The organism is Janthinobacterium goodfellowi (genome assembly GCF_051380695.1).
GTDB lineage: Bacteria > Pseudomonadota > Gammaproteobacteria > Burkholderiales > Burkholderiaceae_D > Janthinobacterium.
In genome coordinates this window covers 521031-536854 of the sequence record NZ_JBNYXN010000002.1, presented here as the reverse complement: position 1 = coordinate 536854, position 15824 = coordinate 521031, and the positions used below count along the sequence as shown (strand labels likewise).

At 64.9% G+C, this 15824-nt stretch carries 12 protein-coding genes; 2 read left to right on the top strand and 10 right to left on the bottom strand.

Annotated features, from left to right (window positions below; all coding sequences use genetic code 11):
- Positions 1-96 precede the first annotated feature (96 nt).
- From ACQ4WQ_RS10365 to ACQ4WQ_RS10345, 5 genes are all read right to left on the bottom strand, one after another.
- Positions 97-1026 carry a hypothetical protein gene (locus ACQ4WQ_RS10365; protein ID WP_436496748.1) on the bottom strand — a complete coding sequence of 310 codons (930 nt, stop codon included), beginning with the start codon at positions 1024-1026 and terminating at the stop codon, positions 97-99.
- A 35-nt stretch (positions 1027-1061) separates the two neighbouring features.
- A complete protein-coding gene (locus tag ACQ4WQ_RS10360) occupies positions 1062-1505 on the bottom strand; it encodes a hemerythrin domain-containing protein (RefSeq protein ID WP_326456152.1) in 444 nt (147 codons plus the stop codon).
- A gap of 105 nt (positions 1506-1610) precedes the next feature.
- Positions 1611-2966 carry a PEP-CTERM-box response regulator transcription factor gene (gene prsR, locus ACQ4WQ_RS10355; RefSeq protein WP_436496745.1) on the bottom strand — a complete coding sequence of 452 codons (1356 nt, stop codon included), beginning with the start codon at positions 2964-2966 and terminating at the stop codon, positions 1611-1613.
- Positions 2967-2978: 12 nt separating this feature from the next.
- The gene (prsK, locus tag ACQ4WQ_RS10350) at positions 2979-5030 is read right to left on the bottom strand and encodes an XrtA/PEP-CTERM system histidine kinase PrsK (protein ID WP_436496743.1); all 2052 of its coding nucleotides are present in this window, start codon (positions 5028-5030) and stop codon (positions 2979-2981) included.
- On the bottom strand, positions 5027-6415 hold the full coding sequence (locus ACQ4WQ_RS10345; RefSeq protein ID WP_436496741.1) for a TIGR03013 family XrtA/PEP-CTERM system glycosyltransferase: 1389 nt from the start codon (positions 6413-6415) through the stop codon (positions 5027-5029). The genes prsK and ACQ4WQ_RS10345 overlap by 4 nt, the downstream gene beginning before the upstream one ends.
- A 204-nt stretch (positions 6416-6619) precedes the next feature.
- Here ACQ4WQ_RS10345 and nadB point away from each other — a divergent pair, with 204 nt between their 5' ends.
- Positions 6620-8233: an L-aspartate oxidase gene (gene nadB, locus ACQ4WQ_RS10340; RefSeq protein ID WP_409026388.1), complete on the top strand. Its 1614-nt coding sequence runs from the start codon at positions 6620-6622 to the stop codon at positions 8231-8233.
- 43 nt (positions 8234-8276) lie between these two features.
- On the opposite strand, the gene ACQ4WQ_RS10335 is transcribed toward nadB, so the two are convergent.
- The 5 genes from ACQ4WQ_RS10335 to ACQ4WQ_RS10315 are packed head-to-tail and all read right to left on the bottom strand — an operon-like array spanning position 8277 to position 14768.
- Positions 8277-9632: a toxin-antitoxin system YwqK family antitoxin gene (locus tag ACQ4WQ_RS10335; RefSeq protein ID WP_436496739.1), complete on the bottom strand. Its 1356-nt coding sequence runs from the start codon at positions 9630-9632 to the stop codon at positions 8277-8279.
- Positions 9617-10963 (bottom strand): toxin-antitoxin system YwqK family antitoxin, encoded by a 1347-nt coding sequence (locus ACQ4WQ_RS10330; protein WP_436496737.1) that lies wholly within the window; start codon positions 10961-10963, stop codon positions 9617-9619. Before ACQ4WQ_RS10330 ends, ACQ4WQ_RS10335 begins: the two co-directional genes overlap by 16 nt.
- Before the next feature lie 9 nt (positions 10964-10972).
- Positions 10973-13315: a hypothetical protein gene (locus tag ACQ4WQ_RS10325; protein ID WP_436496735.1), complete on the bottom strand. Its 2343-nt coding sequence runs from the start codon at positions 13313-13315 to the stop codon at positions 10973-10975.
- Positions 13312-14070, bottom strand: a complete 759-nt coding sequence (locus ACQ4WQ_RS10320) for a PP2C family serine/threonine-protein phosphatase (RefSeq protein ID WP_436496733.1) — start codon at positions 14068-14070, stop codon at positions 13312-13314. Before ACQ4WQ_RS10320 ends, ACQ4WQ_RS10325 begins: the two co-directional genes overlap by 4 nt.
- Positions 14071-14084: 14 nt before the next feature.
- Positions 14085-14768, bottom strand: a complete 684-nt coding sequence (locus ACQ4WQ_RS10315) for a vWA domain-containing protein (protein WP_436496731.1) — start codon at positions 14766-14768, stop codon at positions 14085-14087.
- A 275-nt stretch (positions 14769-15043) separates the two neighbouring features.
- Between ACQ4WQ_RS10315 and ACQ4WQ_RS10310 the strand changes: the two genes are divergently transcribed.
- Positions 15044-15778, top strand: coding sequence for a helix-turn-helix transcriptional regulator (locus ACQ4WQ_RS10310; RefSeq protein ID WP_436496729.1), 735 nt, complete (start codon positions 15044-15046; stop codon positions 15776-15778).
- The last annotated feature ends 46 nt before the right edge of the window (positions 15779-15824 follow it).

Here is a 15824-nt window from a genome sequence, read left to right as displayed (position 1 = left end):
AGGGCGATCAGTATGACGATGGGCAATGGAATGCCCAACAGCAGCAAGAGGATGGAACGCATGGCAGACTCCTTGATTTATATGATAGGTAGGGGTTCAGATGGTGACGTGGCGCAGCACGCGCTCATGGTCGCGCTGGCGGCCGCCGAACGTTGCCGCCAGGCTGGCGACGAAGGCACCGAGCAGCAAGGCGACGAACATCCACAAGGCCGTGTGGGCACCGGCCTTACGGGCCGTTTCCGCCGCTTGCTGGGCAGCCGCCTTGGCATCGGCGGCAGCCTTGGCGGCGCGGCCGTAGACGGCGTCGACGCGCGCTTCCGCTTCCGCTTGCGTCAAGCCGGTGCGGCTGGCCACGACCTGGCCCAGGTAGGCGCGGTCATCGGCGGCCAGGCTGCCCGTGGACAGGCTTGTGGCGAAGATCTTGCCGATTTCCACGCGCTGGTCGGCGACGGTCGCGCCGGGGTTCGCTGGCGTGCCGGTGGCGGCAGCGGGCGCGGGTGCGGCGCGCAGCAGCATGTCCGAGAAATAATCGAGCGGATTGGCGCTGCTGCCGCCCTCGCCCGCCTTGGCGCCCGCTGCGGCTGCGCCCGCCCCTACGGCCGGGCCAACGGCAGCCGCCACGCCGCTGCCCGCGTCGATGGCGCCGCTCAGGACGGCGCGCGTGCCGCCGGCCAGCACGGCCACGGTGATCAGGGTGGCCACGGCCCAGGCCAGCAAGCCGTGCGCCGTATCGCGGAAATGCACCTCATCCGTATGAATGGCGCTCCATTTCACGCGCAAACGGCCCGCCATGTAGCCGCCGATACCGGAGGCGGCCAGTTGCATGAAGGCCAGCCAGGCGATGGTCGACACGCCGATGGCCGTGGCATTGAACGACCACGGCGACACGGACGACAGGCCCAGGCCCACGCCGAGGATCAGCAGGATGAAGGACAAGGCGGCTGCCGCGGCGGCGCCCGCCAGCACGGCGCCCCAGGAGACGCCCGGGTTGTTCAGGTCCGATACGGACAATTGTGTAGCTTGCATGGAATACTCCCTTGGTTGTTGATTTTGTATGCCGTTCAGGCGGCGACGCCCGTCAGCTGTTCCTTGCGCGCGGCCATTTCCTTGCCCAGCGCATCGAGGTCGACGTCCGCCTTGCGCACCTTGGGAAACATGTCGCCCTCTTCTTCCTGGACGTGGTGTTCGATCTGCTCGGACAGAACCTTGACCTTGGCGTCGTAGAGGTCGTCGGACGGGTCCATCGCGGTAATTTGCGCGATCAGTTCCTTGGCGCTCGCGTGCTCGACGAGGGCTTCATCCATCAGGTCGCCGTCGTGGATGGGACGGCGCACCGCCGGATAGAAGATTTCTTCTTCCAGTTGCGTGTGCACGGTCAATTCCTGGCAAATCTGGTCGGCCAGCTTTTTCTTGGTGGCAAACGAGCGGTCGCTCAAGCCTTCATATTCGGCAAACAAGGCTTTGACGGCCTTGTGGTCCTGCATTAATAAACTGATCGCGTTCATGGCGCCTCCTCGTTGTTGATGAGGCTAGGATGCGCCACGACGGCGCCCGCGTATGTGCGACGCCTTACACAATATTGATATTTGATACACATCAGTATCCGGACGCTACTTGATGCCGTGATGGCTCATCAGGTCGTACAGCGTGGGCCGGCTCACGCCCAGCAGTTCGGCCGCCTTGGCGATATTGCCGTCGGCCCGCGCCAGCGCCCGCACCATCACCTTGTATTCGGCCCCTTCGCGGGCCTGGCGCAGGTTCAGCGGCTCATCGTGGGGCGCCGCCTGGGCGCTGGCGGGCAAGCCCAGGTCGTCGGCGCCGATCTGCGGGCCGTCGCTCATGATGACGGCCCGCTTGATGCAGTTTTCCACTTCGCGCACATTGCCGGGCCAGCCATAGCTTTCGATCAACTGCAGCGCGTCGGCGCTGAAATGCAGGTTGCCGCGTCCTTCGCCGGCGCAGTACTTGTTCTTGAAATGATGGGCCAGCAAGGCCGCATCGCCGGCCCGCTCGCGCAGGGGCGGAATACGCAGCACGATTTCGCTGAGGCGGTAAAACAGGTCTTCGCGGAAACGCCCCTGTTCCGCCAGCACCTTTACATCCTGGTGCGTGGCGCAGACGATGCGCACGTCGATGGCGATCTCGGCCCGTCCGCCCACCCGTTCGATGATTCGCTCCTGCAGGAAACGCAGCAATTTCGCCTGCAGCGCCATCGGCATGTCGCCGATTTCATCGAGAAAGAAGGTGCCGCCGTGGGCCAGTTCGATCTTGCCCAAGGTTTGCCGCGCCGCGCCCGTAAATGCTCCCCGCTCATAGCCGAACAGCTCGCTTTCGAGCAGGTTCTCGGGAATGGCCGCGCAATTGATGGCGACAAAGCGCTGGGCATGGCGGCTCGACAGCGCATGCAAGCCCCGCGCGATCAGTTCCTTGCCGCTGCCCGAGTCGCCCAGCAGCATCACGCTGGCCGACGAGGGCGCCACTTTTTCCACGCTGCGGCACAGTTTGAGCATGCCGGGATCGCGGCTGACGATGCCCGCCAGGGGCGAGTCGGCCTGCGTCTGCAGCATGCGGCGGTTTTCCTGCTGCATCGCGTGCAAGTAAAACGCGCGGGCGATGACCAGGCCCAGCATGTCGGCCTCGAACGGTTTCTGGTGGAAATCGTAGGCGCCCAGCGCGATGGCTTTCAAGGCATGCGCGCGCTCCTGGTTGCCCGAGAGGATGATGACTTTCGTGTCCGGCGCCAGCGCGAGGATTTGCTGCAGGGTAGCCAGGCCTTCCGTGGCGCCGTCCGGGTCGGGCGGCAAGCCCAGGTCCATCGTCACCACGGCAGGCTGGTGGCGCCGCACCAGCGCCAGCGCCGCCTCGCGCTCGCCTGCCAGCAAGACTTCGTAGCCGTCGAAACTCCAGTGCAGCTGCTTTTGCAGGCCGGGATCGTCTTCGATGACCAGCAGTTTCTGTTTGCCCATGGCACTCCTTTGCTATGCCGCATGCAGCGGCAGGATCACGCGGAACGTCGTGCCCACCTGCGGCTCGCTGCGCACTTCCAGGCTGCCGCCCACCTCGCGCAGGTATTCGCGGCTTTCGAACACGCCGATGCCCATGCCCGCCGTCTTCGTCGTGTCGAACGGTTTGAACAGGCGCTCGCGGATGAACTGTTCGCTCATGCCCTGCCCCGTATCGTCAAGCTCGACCACGGCCATGTGCTGCTCGCGCCGCAGCCGCACATCCACCTTGCCGTCGCTGGCCGTGGCCTCGATGGCGTTCTGGATCAAGTGGCCCAGCACCCGTTCCAGCCGCGCGCGGTTGGCCAGCACCGTCAGCTCGCCATCGACGATTTCCAGCCGGGGCGCAGGCGCCAGGCTGGCCTTGGCGGCCACGGCCTGGCGCAGCAAGCCGTCGAGCAGCAGCGGCGCCGGCGCTTCCGGCGCCTCGCCGCGCGCCAGTTTCTGCAGCAGGGTCTTCATTTTTTGCACGGAATGATCGAGCGTGCCCAGCATGTCTTCCTGGAAGGCGGGATTGGCGCGGTGCTTTTCCGCATTGCTGAGTAAAAGGGATAATTGGAACACCAGGTTTTTCAGGTCGTGCACGATGAACGTGGACATGCGGTTGAACGACTCGAACTGGCGCGCCACCGTCAGCGTGTCGAGCGATTCGCGGTGCGCCAGGTAGCTGGCGGCCTGGCTGCCGGCAATTTTCAGCACGTCGAGGATTTCCCAGTTCAAGCCGATGTGCGTGCGTGGCCGCGCCAGCGCGACAAAGGAGAACAGCTGCCCATGCAGCATCAGGGGCACCAGCAGCCATACGTCGGGCAACGCCAGCAGTGCGGGCGGCAACAGCAAGCCGCCGTACTGGCGCGGGTTGTGCTGGCAGTCCGGCACGTCGATCACCCATTGCCGCGCCTCCAGGAACTGGCACAGGCTGCCGGACGCCGGCTCGCTCCACGTGCTGGGAGGCCAGTTCCAGCTGGCGGCCGGGGCGAACAGCCCGGGCTCGCGCAAGATCCACAGCGCACCGGCGCGGCTTTCCACCAGCTGCGCCATGGCCTGTATCGTGCGTTCGCCCAGGGCCGGGCCGTTTTCGGACAGCGCCCGCGTAAACCTGAGCCATTCCTCGCGGTAATCGAAGATGGCGTTATAAAAATGTTTATTGATAGTGACCTTGAGCTTGGCGCGCAGGCTGCCGGAAAACAGCACGCCGGCCAGCAGCAGGGCCGCGCCGCCCAGGTAAGCCATCTGCATCAATGCCCCCCAGGTGCCGCCGAAATAGCGCAAATAATAGGCGCTGGCCGCCATCGCCAGCAGGTAGATGGCCGAGCCCAGCAAGGCGGCCGAGCGGTACAGCATCTGGCGCGACACGGACAGCCCCAGCGCCCAGCCCGGATTGCGCGCGGCAGACACGGCCAGCAGCGGCGCGCACAGGGCGTCGACGATGCCGCGCGCGGCCCAGATGTCATCGTTGACCGTGCGAAACAGCAAGGCGTCGCTGTACAGATAGAAATCGTAGGCAAACAGCCCGCCCACGCCCAGGCATGCAAACTTGATGCCCCAGCGTTTCAAGGGCGGCGTGTTGCGGTACCACTGTTCCACCAGCAACATGCCCAGCACGGCCAGCAGCAAACGGCTGACGCTGGCGATGATGCGCGCCGGCAAAGGCAGCGCCAACCACGACGAGGCCAGCACGGACAGCCCGGGCGCCAGCGCCGTGAGGACGATGCCCGCCAGCACCAGGCGCAAGCGGGGCCGCGACGGTTCGATCAGCAGCAGCAAAAACACCAGCCAGGCCACGGTGCGCAGCAATTCGAGCGCATCGCCTGCCAGCGCACTGCGTTGCCCCAGCAGCACCAGCACCACCGTGCCTGTGGCCCAGCCGCCCGTCGCCAGGCAAGCGACCAGCAAGGCGCGCACGTTCTGCCGCGCACGCCAGTTGCTGATCAGCAGCAGCGCCAGCACAAAGAAGGCCAGCGACGCCAGGCCGTGGCTGAGCGCGGCCGCATCGGCCGCCGCCAGCCAGGCCGACTGTGCCCGCATCATCGGCTGCCCTTGCCAAACAGCACCACCTGCACCGTGTCGAGCAAGATCAGCAAGTCCAGGAACAGGCTGTTGTTTTTCACATAATACAGATCGTATTGCAGCTTCTTGACGGCATCGTCGACGGAGGCGCCATATTGATAGCGCACCTGCGCCAGGCCCGTGATGCCGGGCTTGATGTTGTGACGAATGTTGTAGTACGGCACCTGCTCCTTCAGTTGCTCGACAAAATACGCGCGCTCGGGACGGGGGCCCACGAAACTCATCTCGCCGCGAAATACATTGAGCATCTGCGGCAATTCGTCGATGCGCAGCTTGCGGATCAGCTTGCCCACGCGCGTGATGCGCGCATCATTGTCCAGCGCCCAGATGGGCTTGCCGTCGCGCTCGGCGTCGCAGCGCATGCTGCGAAATTTCAGCACGTTGAAGGGCAAGCCGTCGCGCCCTACCCGCTCCTGCTGGTAAAACACGGGGCCGCCGTCTTCCAGGCGGATGCACAGGGCCGTCGCCAGCATCACGGGCAGCGCCGCCAGGCAGATGACGCTGCTGGCAGCCAGGTCGAACAAACGCTTCGAGGCGGCGCGGAAAAAACTCTGGTCGAAGCCGCCGCCATAGATCAGATAGCTCGGCTGCAAGGAATCGATGCGGATCTGGCACGCTTCGCGCTCGAAGAACGTGGCCGCGTCGATCACCTTGACGCCGCCCAAGGCGCATTCCAGTAGTTGCTTGGCAGGAAACGCGCCATTGCGCCGGTCGCTGACGGAGACGACGATCTCATGCGCGGCATGGCGCTGGGCCGTGGCCAGCAGCGACGGGCCGGCCGGTAGCAAGGCCGAAGCGGGAACGCAGCATTTCTCCCCAGCAACATCAATGCAGCCGACGACCGTAAACTGGTGGAAACCGATCTTGCTGGCTGCCAAGTCCATGCATTCGCGCGCCAGCGCCCCGCCGCCCACCAGGATCAGCCGGCCTTCCATCAGCGCCGACTGCGAGGATTTGAACACCACCAGGCGCGCCAGCAGCACGCCGATGGCGCCCAGGCCGAAGATCATCGCGCTGCCGCGCCCGAATTGCAGCGCAGGAATGAAGCGTATCAGGACGCTGAGCACGGCAAAACCCAGCGCGAACGACGGCAGGATGCGTAATAAGGTGTTGCGGATGTCTTCGCGCGAGCGGTGCTGGTACATGCCCAGCGCACTCATGCTCAGGACGATGACCAGCGCAAAGATCGCGGACGACAGGTAAATATCGCCCACGCGCAGCACGCGGCTGCCGTCCGCCAGCCACAGCAAGGATGTCAGGGTGGCCGACAGCAGCAGGATCAGGATTTCCAGCAACAGCAAGATAAACGCTGTTTTCGAGACATAATGGCTGAAGATGCGGATCACGGTTCCTCCTGCGGCAAAAAGCATCACGCCGCGCACAGGGCGGCCTGCTGCTGTCTTGCCATGATGGCGAACTGTTCCGCGAAGACATTGATGCGCCACAAGCTACGGCCCCGGCTATCTTTCGCTGGCAGAATTTATCTCAACACATTACCGAATGTGGGGAAATGGCATATAGTATGCTTCCCCTAAAAAAAGATAAATGTCATGAAATTTGATGTAGCGATTGTCGGCAGTGGCCTGGCGGGTTTATCGGTTGCACTGCATTTAGCTGAGACGCGCACCGTCGCGATCATTTCCAAACGCGCGCTGCTCGATGGCGCCAGCAACTGGGCGCAGGGCGGGATCGCGGCCGTGCTGGACTCGGGCGACAGCCACCAGCAGCACATCGAAGACACCCTGATCGCGGGCGGCGGCCTGTGCGACGAGAGCGCCACGCGCTACATCGTCGAGCACGGCCGCGAAGCGATCGAATGGCTGATCGAGCAAGGCGTGCCGTTTACGCGCGACGCCTCGGCCGAGCTGGGTTTTCATTTGACCCGCGAAGGCGGACACAGCCAGCGCCGCATCATCCACGCGGCCGACGCCACGGGGCACGCCGTGCAAGTGACCCTGGAAGAAAAGGTGCGCGCCCATCCGAACATCAGCCTGTTCGAACACCATTGCGCCATCGACCTGATCACCTCCGACAAGCTGGGCATGAAGCCCACGCAGCGCAATGCGCAGCCGCATTGCCACGGCCTGTACGTGCAGGATGAGCAAACGGGCAAGGTGCATACGTTTGCCGCCGAGCACACCGTACTGGCCACGGGCGGCGCCGGCAAAGTGTATTTATATACGACGAATCCCGACACGGCCAGCGGCGACGGCATCGCCATGGCCTGGCGCGCGGGCTGCCGCGTGTCGAACATGGAATTCATCCAGTTCCACCCCACGTGCCTGTACCACCCGTACGCGAAATCGTTTTTGATCACCGAAGCCATCCGTGGCGAAGGCGGCTTGCTGAAACTGCCGCCCGAGGCTGGCGCGGCAGCAGGCACGCGCTTCATGCTGGCCCACGACGAGCGGGCCGAACTGGCGCCGCGCGACGTGGTGGCGCGCGCCATCGACTTCGAGATCAAGAAACGCGGCCTCGACTACGTGCATCTGGACATCAGCCACAAACCGGCCGAGTTCCTCATCGAACACTTCCCGACGATTTACGCGCGCTGCCTGGAACTGGGCATCGACATCACCAAGCAGCCGATTCCCATCGTGCCCGCCGCCCACTACACGTGCGGCGGCGTGGTGACGGATTTGTCCGGCCGCGCCGACTTGCCGGGCCTGTACGCCGTGGGCGAGACGGCCTGCACGGGCTTGCATGGCGCGAACCGCCTGGCGAGCAATTCCTTGCTGGAATGCATCGTCATCGGCCGCGCCTGCGCGCAGGATATCGAAAGCAAGGAAAAGCTGGGCACGCCCTACCTGCCCGACTGGGATGAAAGCCGCGTCACCGATGCGGACGAGGAAGTGGTGATTTCCCACAACTGGGACGAGCTGCGCCGCTTCATGTGGAATTACGTGGGCATCGTGCGCACGACCAAGCGCCTGGAGCGGGCCCAGCACCGCATCGCCCTGCTGAAGGAAGAAATCGACGAGTACTACCGCAACTTCCGCATCACGCACGACTTGCTGGAGCTGCGCAACCTCGTCGACGTGGCATCGATGATCGTCAACAGCGCCCTGTCCCGCCGCGAAAGCCGCGGCCTGCACTTCAGCCGCGATTATCCGGAAACGTTACCGAAGGCCATCGCCAGCGTGCTGACGCCGCCGCATCGCTGACAGCGGCTGGAATGCGCGCCGGGCTTGCACCGGCGCGCATTCTTTATTGCTCTGGTATCTCGACTTCAATGCCATCTTCCGTATAAGAAAACTTGGCCGACTCCCCCGCGCACTCCCCCTGCGGCTCATCCGCCACATAGCGGCATTCGCTCTCCACGCTGCCATCTGCGTGCCAGTGCCGGGTCCAGCCCTGGCGCTCGCCATCGACGTATTCGATCAGCTGCTTCGGCTTGCCATCGGCGTACCAAGAGCGCAATGCGCCCTCCTCGCGGCCGCCCTCGTTCCACTGTTTCTGCACGAGCAACACGCCTTGGGGGCTGAAGCGCTGCTCGCTGCGCAATACGTAGTGGCCGCTGTGCGTGCGCTTGCTGGCGACCTTGCCGTCCGGATAATATTCGACGCTGTCGCCGGCGGGCTTGCCGTCCACATAGCTTACCGTGCTGCGTACCTTGCCATCCGGAAAATAGCCGGTGCTGGGGCCCGTCATGATGCCATTCACATACTGGCTGCGGCTTTCCACGGTGCCGTCGGGATAGAACAGCAGCAGCTCGCCGTCCGTCTCGCCCTTGACCCGCGTCATGCGCGTGCGCAGCTTGCCGTTTTCATCGAACGTTTCCACCACACCGTCGGCGCGGGCGCCGTTGCGGTAGGTGCGCGACTCGATCAGCTTGCCACTCTGGTGATAAGTCTGCTCCTCGCCCTCCTGCACGCCATTGCGCCAGCTGCCGCGCATGGAAATCTGGCCGTCCGGATAATAGCGGGTCTGCATGCCCTCTTGCACGCCGCGCCCGTCCTGCTCCACCTGCATTTCCAGCTGTCCATGCGGGTAATACATGCTGTAATTGCCCACCAGCTTGCCGCGCAGGTAATCGGGGCCGTCGACCTGGCCCGACAGCCGCGTCGGCTCGCCTTCGCGCACGTGGAATACCGCGACTTGCCAAGTGCCCGGTGTCTTGCCTGGCGGCAGCGGCACGACGAGCGCATAGCGCGCATGCTCCTTCACTTCGCCGCGCCGCAGATTGTGGTTCAGGTACAGGCGCGCCTTGCCATCGGCACACGCTTGCGGCTCGCAGCCGCCCAGTTTGCTAACTTCGGGCATGGCCGCCGCTGCGCCCGGCGCCGGACACGACAGGATGCGCATCAGCAAGGGCGTCGCGTCGCGTATCAGCGGCGCCAGCTGCTGCTTCATGGCCGCGTATTGCGCCGCATCCAGCCCGACCGAGCGGGTATCCATGCGCACCTGGCGCCCGCCGCAACCGCTGTCGCTGGCCAGGGTCAGCACGTCGCCGCCGGGTGCCGCCGCGATGGCGCTGACGACCTGCCGCTGCTCGATCTCGGCGCTGGCCAGCGCCGGCAACAGCAGCATGGCGCCAAGCAAGTGTTTCACAATGCGCGCCATGCCTGCTCCTTGCGCTGCAGTTCCGGCGCCGGCGGCGCTTCGCCGCAGTCGCCCTGCGCCTTGCCGGCCACATACCGGCATTCGCTGTGCAAGCTGCCGTCCTGGCGCCAGCGGCGGCTCCAGCCGTCGCGCCTGTCGTTCACGTAGTCGATCGATTGCTCGGGCTTGCCGCTTTCGTACCACGAGCGCGACGTGCCCTGCTCGCGCAATTGCGCATCCCAGCGTCTTTCCAGCACCAGCACGCCCTGCGGGCTGTGGCGCTGGAGGCTCAGCAAGCCGCCATCGTCGGCATACTGCTGGCGGCTTTGCACCTTACCGTCCGGATAGAATTCCAGCGCCTCGCCCGTGGGCAAGTCATTGCGCAAGGTCATGGTGCCGCGCACGGCGCCATCAGGGTAATAGTTTGTCGTCAAACCATTGTATTTCCCCTCCTTCATTGCGGAGCGGCTGGAAATGCTTCCATCAGGGAAATACGTGAGCATCTCGCCTTCGATCTTGCCGCCGCGCAGTACATAACTCGTGCTCGGCTTGCCATTTTCAGCCAAGATCTGCTTGGGGCCGTCCAGCTGCTTGCCATCGCGGTAGCTGCTCGTTTCGCGCAGCTTGCCCGAGGCGTGATAATGCCGGTGCTCGCCCTCGGGCAAGCCGTGGCGCCAGTTGCCGCGCTTTTCCAGGGTGCCGTCCGCAAAATACTGGCTGGTAACACCGTCCTGGCGCCCCTGTCCATCCTGCGCCACCTGTTTCTCGATCTTGCCATTCGGGTAATACGTGACATAGCCCCCCACCAGCTCGCCTGAGGCATAGTCGGCGCGGTTGACCTGGCCGGACAGGCGCAGCTTGTGGCCGGCGATGCTATAAATGTCCACCTTCCACGTGCCCGGCGATTTACCTTTCGGCAAGGGCAACAGCAGCACGTTGGGCGCATTCTCCTGCTCGATGGGGTAGAAACGTTCGTGCAGGTACAGCCGCGCCCGGCCATCGGCGCAGGCGGCTGGCGTGCAGGCGGCGATCTGGCGCACGATGGGCACGCTTGCATCCTCGGGGCATTTTTTCAGGGTGACGAGCATGGGCGTCTTGCTGCGGATGTGCCGGGCCAGTTCGACTTTCAGCGCTTCGTACGGCGCCTCGTCCAGATTGACCGAGCGGGCATCCATGCGTATCTGCTTGCCGCCGCAGGCCGTCGTGCCGGCAATAGTGAACACATCGCCGCCTTCGCTGTCGGGTTCGGCGGCCATGCTGGCCAGCACTTGGCGCTGCACGATGTCGGCCTGCGCCATGCCCGGGGTCAGCAAGCAAGCGCCAAGCAGCGCACATAGGGTCTTGATTTTCATGCTATTCCTTTAATTTTCCGTCGTGGCGGCCACACCGCCCGGCACAAAGCTGACCCGGCCGTTGCGGTAGCGCACCAGCACCACCACCTTGGCATCCCGCAATTGACCGTGCTGCACGGCCGGCAAGTAGGTCCAGCGCTTCACGCTGTCGAGCAGCACCTTGTTGAGCATCGGCTCCATCGGCAACTCGGCCGCCGCATAGCTGAGAGTGCCGTCGGCGGCAATGGTCAGAGTCAGGCGGTTTTCACCCGTTGCATGCTTTTCGTCAAGCACGCCATATTCAACCGTCGTCATCGTCTCGCGCTGCACGCCGCCGACCTGGTCGCGCAAGGGCGGCATGGCCTTCAGCCTGGCCGCCAGCAGCGCGCCATCGGCCAGCGCCTTGTCCCAGCGCTTCTGGTAATCCCATCCCTGAACCAGGCGCAGCATCCTGGCGTTCAGGTCCATGCGCTGCATCGTGCGGGCGACGCCATTGTCGGCCGGTTCGCCCGGTTCCGTCGGCAAGGCGTTCTCCACCGCGTAACGGTAGGCCGTCAGCTGCGCCAGCGCCACCATGTTGACGGCATCGCGCTCGTCGCCGCCGCGCAGCAGCGCCGTCGCCGCGATGCCCAGCCAGCCCACGCCATCGGTCGGTCGGGCCCACACGGCTTGCTCGAAGTACTGGCGCGCCGCCTGCGGTTCATTCAGGCTCAGGTGCATGCGCCCCATGGCGGCGGCCGCCAGATAGTCGCGCGGGTCGGCTTGCAACTGATCAAGATAGGTCTGCGCCAATTCGGGAGAATAGCCGGGCATCGCGCCCAGGCCTTCCATCAAGGTGGTACGCAGGCGCGCACGCGTAGGGTCGCCGCGGTAGCCAGAAGACTTGTCCTCGCCGGCCCGGTACAGCAGCTGCAAGCCGCGCGTCACGGCGTCATCGTCGCCCTTGCTGATCGCTTGCGACAGGCTCTGCACGGCCTTGCGCGCGTCGGATTGCTGGAAACCGGCCGTCTTGCGCGGGCGCCAGCCAAATACCTCCAGGCCGGCCGCCTGGTCGGCTTGCGCCTGCAGGCTGGCCTTGGCCTTGGCTTCATCGGGCGACGAAGTCCAGGCCGTAAAGCCGATCAGGAACAGCACGATCAGCAGCACCACGACGGCCCAGCCCTTGCCCGTGATGCCGCCGCTGCCCGACACGGGGATGAAGACCGGAGCCTGCCCCGGCGCCGTATGGTGCGCGCCGCGCATGCTGCGCTGCTGCGGCAACGATGGCTGTTGCAGTTGCATCTGCTGCGCCTGTACGGACGCTTGCGCGGCCGAGGCTATGACCTTGTCGCGCGCGCAGGCGGCACAGCCCAGCCCGGCAAAATGCTGGTGCTCGGCATTCGCAGCACACACGACGAGCTTGCCGCCGCTGCGTTGCGCATAGCCGCGCAGCAATTGCGCCCAGTCGGCCGCCGACGGCCGCTGCGGTGTGGGCGACGGGGAAAACGCGCGGTCGAACATCGCGCGCAGTTCGGGCGGCATCAGCGCATGGCCGCTGGTGGCGTTCGGCGCCATGTTCTTGTGGCGCTTGACGCCATACGCGTAATAACCGTCGCGGATGCGCCCGGGAATATCGGTCGCCACTTGCGCATTGCCGGGCCGCCCGCTGTACGGGTGGATGCCGAAGTTGAGCAACTGGAAGATGACGACGGCCAGGGCGAAGCGGTCTTGCGCCAGCTCCGTGCCCGCCGGCATGCCCTTGCGCTGGAATTCCGGTGCCAGGTAGTCGGCCGTGAATTGCTCGGCAGGAAAACGCTCCGCATGGCCCTGAATGCTGAAGCCGTCGCAATCGAGCATGGCGATGTACAGCGAATCGCGGTAAAAGCGCAGGTTCACGGGTTTTAAGTCGACCACGTAATGCTGCTGCTGGTGCAGCGCATCGATGACGGCAGCCAGGTTGGCGGCCAGGGTCAGCTTGGGACCGAGTCCCGTGGGCAAGCCGGCCGCGCGCGCTTGCCGCTCCTGCATGATCTGTTCCAGTTCCGCCGTTTGCGCCATGTCCAGCAGGGGCATGACGAAACCGGCGAAGCCGCCCTGGCCGTCGAACACGGCCGCTTGTGGCCACGCGATCTGCACGTAGCGCTTGCCGTTTTCCAGCTGGTCGGGCAATTCGGGCGACAGTTCCAGCATCGCTTCGAGCTTGCGCCGGTTGGCGGCCCGGTCCAGGTGCGGGTGGTACAGCTTGGCCACCTGCGTGGACGCACCGGGCAACAGGTACACGCTGCCCGCGCCGCCGCTCTTGACGAGTTTGCCCAGTACCAGGCTGCGGACCTTATCGAGCCATATCTTGCCGCCCGGACTCAGACCGGGCGTCACTCCCTGCTTCCGGCTCATGCGCGCAAGGCCAGCAACAAGGTCTTGTCGTCGCCCGTGATCTGGTGCGTGCGCGGGTCGGCCAGGGTGGACGCCAGCGCCGCATTGCCCAGTTCCACGCTGTCGACCGTGCGCAGATAGCCTTGCACGGCATCCATGAACGGCGCGTACAGCGCTGCATTGTTCTTGCTCATGGCAAAGGGCATGCAGCCGTCCGACATCAGCACGATGCCACGCACGGCTTGCGGAATCACCAGCAGGCGCAGCTGTTCGCGCCAACGCTCGCCGCTGATGAAATATGTTTCGTTCGCGTATTCGCCGTTGGCCGGCAGCGAGATGAGCTCGTCGCCATCACCCAGTTGCGCCACGCCCAGGCCGTCGCCCAGGTGGAAAAAGAAACCGTTGTCGGCGCCCATCACCACGCCGACGACAGTGGCAGCATAGTCGTCGAGCGTGGCGTTGGCGGCGCGGGCGATGTCGTCCAGCGCGGCGCGGATCTGCGCCAGGGTGCCGGCCAGCGCGCCGTCGTATAAATCCTGCACGGTGGCGCCCTGCTCCAGCCGGCCGGCCAGCGCTTGCACGGTCTGCGCGGCAACAAACTGCGCACCCTGCTCGCTGAGGCGGGCCGAACCGGCGCCATCGCAGACGATGGCCACCAAAACGTCGTTCACGACGCCATGCGCGTGCGCATCCTGGCACGGGATGTCTTTATCCAGGTGCGCCTTGCCCGTGACGGACGCGCCGAACACGCGCCAGGTTTGCTGTGCTGCAGTCATAAATCAGCGGGCTTTCACGTATTCACGACAGACCAGCCGTCCGTCGAGGCCAGCTGCGCCTGCGCGCCGGGGCGCGATTGCGACACCACCTGCATGCTGGCACTGAGCCACAGGAACAGTTCGCGGAACTGCAAGCCTTTCAGCTGCTTCACGCCCCGCTCGCCACGGCTGGAAAATTGCCCCAGCGTATCGATATTCGCGTGATCACCCACGGCGATGGGGAAGATCGCCACTTTATTGGCCTGTTCGGCCGCGCGCGCCTGCTCGGCGCCGAGCTGCCAGCGGTCTGTCGGCTCGCCGTCCGACATCAGGAACAGCCATGGCCGCGTGTACGCCACGCCCGCCGCGCGGAAGCGCTGCTTTTCCTGCTCGATTTCGGCCAGGGCCAGTTCGACGGCCGCACCGGTCGGCGTGGTGCCGTTCGCTTCAAGCCGGGGCGCCGTGAAATCCATGGCGTCGCACCAGTTGCTGGCCACCACGGCTTCATCGTGGGCGCCGTATTGAATCACCAGGATGCGCACGCGCTTGGCGGCGATCACATCGGACTTGAGTTCCTGTTCCAGCAAGGCCAGGCCTTCGTTCAGCAGCGAGACGGGTTCGCCATCCATGCTGCCGGAGCAGTCGAGCACGAGCACCAGCGGCGTGCGTTGTTCGGTATTGTCGACCAGGGCGACGTCGGGAATCATTATTGAACTCATGGGCAATCGGTAAATGTGAAATCGGACATAGTGCGAATCTTACATCATGGCCATGATTTACCCGCGCGAGTTTCCTGCAGAACACTATCCAGAAGGACAGGCACAAACCATTGCAGCACCGATATCTTTGTACTATCTTGATAGTTGCCCAGGACAGAAGGCAGCGAACAGACCTTCCTCACAAAGGTGGGGCGAATCGCTGCGCAACACCGCTTACCCAGTTCCGCACCTGCACGCCTGCGGCACACTGATGTAGTCAGGAAATGGGGGCAAGCATGGACACAGGTACAGTAACGGCGGATGTGGGGAAATTGATCGCCGCCATGTACGACTCGGCCTGCGGCGCGGGCGACTGGCCGCAGCTCGACAGCGCAGACCTGAACGGCCAGCAATGGCAGGAACTTCTGCCCCATCTGCAACGCGCCCTGTGCCTGCAGCAGCGCCTGCGCGAGGCCCAACTGGCCAGCCACTGTGCGCTGGCGGCGCTCGACGCCATGGGCGCCGCCGTGCTGGTGCTCGATGCCAACCTCGGACTGCGTTTCGCCACTCCCGCCGGCCACGCCTTGCATGCGGCGCAACTGGCACACGCTGCGCCGCCCGCCTTGGCGCGCGCCGTGCGCATGGTCATCGCCAGCAGGGGCGGCGCAGCGCAATGCCAGTCGCTGCGCCTGGCGCGCAAGCAGCAATGTCCGCTGGCCCTGACAGTCACCCCGCTCGCCGATTGCCAGCCCCCATGCGCGCTGCTGATCGCGCGCGATCCCACGCAAGCGAGCACGTCTGTCACTGCCTTGCGGCAGCTGTTCGACTTGACGCAAGCCGAAGCGCTGGTGGGCAAGGCGCTGGCGCAAGGCGCCACCATCGAGGAAATCGCCGCGCGCGGCGGCATCAGCGTCAATACCGTCAAGACGCATCTGCACCACACCTATTTGAAGACCGATACGCGGCGCCAGGGCGAGCTGATCGCGCTGATCCACGGCGCGACGGCGCACCTGGCCGTACTCGATGCATGAGGCCGTGTCATCCGATCGGATGATGCGCGCTGCATATTGCCTGCCT

Bases quoted from the DNA above. Each gene is read 5' to 3' on its own strand.
- ACQ4WQ_RS10310 (WP_436496729.1), top strand. From the start codon at position 15,044: ATGGACACAGGTACAGTAACGGCGGATGTGGGGAAATTGATCGCCGCC.
- ACQ4WQ_RS10360 (WP_326456152.1), bottom strand. From the start codon at position 1,505: ATGAACGCGATCAGTTTATTAATGCAGGACCACAAGGCCGTCAAAGCC.
- ACQ4WQ_RS10335 (WP_436496739.1), bottom strand. From the start codon at position 9,632: ATGGCGCGCATTGTGAAACACTTGCTTGGCGCCATGCTGCTGTTGCCG.
- ACQ4WQ_RS10365 (WP_436496748.1), bottom strand. From the start codon at position 1,026: ATGCAAGCTACACAATTGTCCGTATCGGACCTGAACAACCCGGGCGTC.
- nadB (WP_409026388.1), top strand. From the start codon at position 6,620: ATGAAATTTGATGTAGCGATTGTCGGCAGTGGCCTGGCGGGTTTATCG.
- prsK (WP_436496743.1), bottom strand. From the start codon at position 5,030: ATGATGCGGGCACAGTCGGCCTGGCTGGCGGCGGCCGATGCGGCCGCG.
- ACQ4WQ_RS10330 (WP_436496737.1), bottom strand. From the start codon at position 10,963: ATGAAAATCAAGACCCTATGTGCGCTGCTTGGCGCTTGCTTGCTGACC.
- ACQ4WQ_RS10320 (WP_436496733.1), bottom strand. From the start codon at position 14,070: ATGACTGCAGCACAGCAAACCTGGCGCGTGTTCGGCGCGTCCGTCACG.
- ACQ4WQ_RS10325 (WP_436496735.1), bottom strand. From the start codon at position 13,315: ATGAGCCGGAAGCAGGGAGTGACGCCCGGTCTGAGTCCGGGCGGCAAG.
- ACQ4WQ_RS10315 (WP_436496731.1), bottom strand. From the start codon at position 14,768: ATGAGTTCAATAATGATTCCCGACGTCGCCCTGGTCGACAATACCGAA.
- prsR (WP_436496745.1), bottom strand. From the start codon at position 2,966: ATGGGCAAACAGAAACTGCTGGTCATCGAAGACGATCCCGGCCTGCAA.